General features: G+C 70.4%; 4 protein-coding genes. 2 read left to right on the forward strand and 2 right to left on the reverse strand.

Translation table 11 applies throughout. The features are described 5' to 3' along the window. The first annotated feature begins 176 nt into the window (after window positions 1-176). A complete protein-coding gene (locus tag FAF44_RS52460; protein ID WP_237110997.1) occupies window positions 177-1,871 on the forward strand; it encodes an ABC transporter family substrate-binding protein in 1,695 nt (564 codons plus the stop codon). Window positions 1,872-1,903: 32 nt separating this feature from the next. Then, window positions 1,904-3,007, forward strand: coding sequence for a winged helix DNA-binding domain-containing protein (locus FAF44_RS52465; protein ID WP_237110998.1), 1,104 nt, complete (start codon window positions 1,904-1,906; stop codon window positions 3,005-3,007). Between the two features lie 24 nt (window positions 3,008-3,031). Here the strand turns inward: FAF44_RS52465 and FAF44_RS52470 are convergent, their stop codons facing one another. Beyond that, the gene (locus FAF44_RS52470; protein ID WP_237110999.1) at window positions 3,032-3,283 is read right to left on the reverse strand and encodes a hypothetical protein; all 252 of its coding nucleotides are present in this window, start codon (window positions 3,281-3,283) and stop codon (window positions 3,032-3,034) included. Between the two features lie 100 nt (window positions 3,284-3,383). Then, window positions 3,384-3,615, reverse strand: a 232-nt coding sequence (locus FAF44_RS52475) for a hypothetical protein (protein WP_237111000.1), incomplete at its 5' end; no start/stop codon positions are given.

Consider the following 3,615-nt stretch of genomic DNA (forward strand, 5'->3'; position numbering starts at 1 on the left):
ATTCCGCACCAGGTGCCCCAAGTTCCGCAACGAGCTGACCGACGACGAGCGCAAACTCTGCGTCGGCGTCGAACCCGAGGTGCGACTGGTGGGCGAGGACCAAGGGGCGGCCTGCCATTACGCAGACAGGCGCGAAGTCGTGTAGACCTCGCTCGACCCAGGAGGAATTGCGCTTCATGAAAGCATCACGTCTTGTCGTGGCCGCCGTCGTGGCGGGTCCGCTGCTGCTCGCCGGGTGCGGCGGGGGCGGGGGAGGCAACGCCGGGGGCGTCGACAGCGCCGGAGACGAGCGGACGATCCAGGCGTCCGACATCAACCCGCAGCCGCGCGAGAAGGTCAAGGACGGCGGGACGCTGCGCTGGGGCATCAACGAGTTCCCCACCCAGTGGAACCGCAACCACGTGGACGGCAACCTCGCGATGGCCGCCGTGATCAGCAACGCGCTGCTGCCCTCGCCGTTCAGGTCCGATGAGAAGGCGGAGATCTCGGTCGACACCGACTACGTGCTCGACGCCAAGGTCACCGGGCAGCGGCCCAAGCAGGAGGTGACGTACACGCTGAACCCGAAGGCCAGGTGGTCCGACGGGAAGCCGATCACGTGGGCCGACTACCAGGCGCAGTGGCACGCGCTCAGCGGGCGCGACCCGGCCTTCCGCATCGTCTCCGCCACCGGCTACCAGGACATCGAGAAGGTGGCCCGGGGCAAGGACGACTTCGAGGCGGTGGTGACGTTCAGCAGGCAGTTCGGCGACTGGCAGGCGCTGTTCGGGCCGCTGCTGCCGGCCGCCACCAACCGCAGCGCCGAGACGTTCAACAACGCCTGGGTGAACAAGATCCCGGTGACGGCGGGGCCGTTCAAGTTCGGCGGCTTCGACCAGACGGCCAAGACGATCACGCTGGTGCGCGACGACGCGTGGTGGGGCGACCGGGCCAAGCTGGACAAGATCATCTATCGGGCTTCCGAGCAGGACTCGCTGATCGGCGCGTTCAGCAACGGCGAACTCGACGTCATCGACGTCCAGCCGTTCGCGCCCGACTACGCGCGGGCCAGGTCCACCGCCGGAGCGCAGGTGCGCCACGCGGCCGGCCCCGACTTCCGCCACCTCACCTTCAACGGCTCCAGCGACCTGCTCAAGGACCGCAACGTCCGGCAGGCCATCCAGCTCGGCATCAACCGCCAGGCCATCGCCCAGTCCGACCTGCAGGGGCTCGATTGGCCGATCACGCTGCTGAACAACCACTTCTTCATGAACACGCAGGAGGGCTACCAGGACAACGCGGGCGCGCTCGGCGTCCACAACCCGCAGAAGGCCGCGCAGTTGCTGGACGCCGCCGGGTGGAAGCTCAACGGGCCCGTCAGGCAGAAGAACGGCAAGACCCTCGATCTGCGGTTCGTGGTGCCGTCCGGGGTGCAGATCAGCAAGGCGGAAGGCGAACTGGCGCAGAGCATGCTCGCCCAGATCGGGGTCAAGCTCACCATCAAGGCCGTGCCCAGCGACGACTTCTTCACCAAGTACGTGATCCCGGGGAACTTCGACATCACCCCGTTCGCCTACATCGGCACGCCTTTCCCGATCTCCAGCAGCTACGGCATCTACGCCAACTCCGCCGACGGGCAGAACTGGAACGCGAACTTCGGGCGTACCGGGTCGGCGGCCATCGACGAGGCCATGAGCCGGGCCGCGCAGAGCCTCGACCCCGTACGCGCCCGCACCTCCACCAACGCCGCCGACAAGCTCATCTGGCAGGAGGTGAACGTGCTCCCGCTCTACCAGCGCCCGCAGATGGTGGCCGTCAAGGAGACGCTGGCGAACGTGGGGGCGCGCGGCTTCCGCGACCTGCGCTACGAGGACATCGGCTTCACCGGCTGAAGCTGTCGGTGCGCCGGTGTAGGACTGAACGGGTGAAACTGACCTGGTCCCAGATCCTCGCCTGGCGGTTGCGTCGGCAGTTCGTGAGCGCGGCCGACGGGCCCGACGCCGTGGCCGTGGCGCGGCGGTTGTGCGGGGTGCAGGCGCAAGTCGCCTCGTCGGCCCGGCTGGCGGTGGCGGTCAGGAGCGCCCGGCCCGATCCCGGGGAGATCGACCGGGCGCTGTGGGACGATCGCACGCTGGTCAAGACGTGGCTCATGCGGGGCGGCACGCTGCATCTCGTCCCGTCCGGCGAGCTCGCCGACCACTGCGCCACGCTCGCCACGGTGCGGTTCTGGGAGAAAGGCTCGTGGCAGCGCGGGCACGGCGTCACCGCCCGAGAGGTCGAGGCGATCATCGACGTCGTGCCCGCCGTGCTCGGTGAGCGGGCCCTGACCAGGGAGGAGCTGGTGGAGGCCGTGGTGGCGCAGACCGGCGACGGGCACCTGCGGGAGGCGCTCACGTCCGGGTGGGGCGCGCTGCTCAAGCCGCTGAGCAGGCTGGGCGAGCTGTGCTACGGGCCGCCGCGCGCGGGCAAGGTGACCTTCACCACGCCGCGCGCCTGGGTGCCGGACTGGCCCGGCGCGCTGCCGCCGCAGGAGGAGGCGGGCGTGCGCCTCGTGCGGGCCTTCCTGGGGGCGCACGGGCCGGCCACGCCCGAGATGTTCGACACGTGGCTGTTCGGCGGGGTGGCGCGCAAGGCGGTGCTGAAGGGCTGGTTCCAGGCGCTGGCGTCCGAGCTGACCGAGGTGACGGCCGACGACGGCACGGTGCTGCTGGCGCTGACCGAGCACCTCGACTCCCTCGCGACCGACCCGCCCTCCGGCGCGGTGCACCTGCTGCCGGGGTTCGACCAGTACATCCTGGGCGCGCCGCGCGGGCTCACGCCGCTGCTGCCCCCGGAGCTCAGGGCCAAGGTGAGCCGGCAGGCCGGGTGGATCTCGCCGGTGGTCGTGCACGAGGGGCGGGTCGCGGGCGTGTGGGAGGCCACCAAGGGCGGGGACGTCACCCTCGACCTCGCCGTCCCGCTGCCCCGTGCGCCGCTCGAGGCGGCGGTGGCCCGCATGCGGAGCCTGCTCGCCGCCCGTACCGGCTGACCGCGCCCAGGCGTACCGGGGGTGTCAGGCCGAGGTGCCCGCCATGACCCGGTCGACGATGCCCTGGGTGCCTTCCTGGCGGGCGCAGTGCGCGCAGCAGTACCAGTGCTCGCCCGACTGCACTCCGTGCCCGATGACCTTGGTGCCGCAGTGCTCGCAGATGGGCGCCATCGCCTCGATCGCGCACTGGAAGCAGTCGAAGGTGTGCACCGAGCCCTGCGCGTGCACCTCGAATGTCATGTCGTAGTCGTTGCCACAGGTCTCGCAGACAGCCATGATGATCCCCCTTACAGTCGATCCGCCCTCGGGGGTACCCGGTTACGTGGTCGTTTCTCCCCACGAAATCCCCATTTTTCCAATTAATGGCGGCCCTGGGTCACGTACGTTCGGCGACCGACCGCGCGACCAGGGGCACGGCGAGCAGGCCGAGGGCGGCCAGGGCGGCGGGCAGGCCGAGCCACCCGCTCAGCCCCGCCACGAGCAGCGGGCTCACCACGAACCCCGTGTACGAGATCGTGGACACCCCCCACACCATTGTCCCGGTGGGGTCGTCGGCGGCGGCCCGGCTGAGCAGGGCGGGCACCAGCGGGCCGAGCGCGAGCCCGGTG

It is taken from the genome of Nonomuraea sp. MG754425 (assembly GCF_021699195.1).
GTDB lineage: Bacteria > Actinomycetota > Actinomycetes > Streptosporangiales > Streptosporangiaceae > Nonomuraea.

What these genes read in the sequence shown, in the direction of transcription:
- FAF44_RS52460 (WP_237110997.1), top strand. Translation starts at nt 177, where the DNA reads ATGAAAGCATCACGTCTTGTCGTGGCCGCCGTCGTGGCGGGTCCGCTG.
- FAF44_RS52470 (WP_237110999.1), bottom strand. Translation starts at nt 3,283, where the DNA reads ATGGCTGTCTGCGAGACCTGTGGCAACGACTACGACATGACATTCGAG.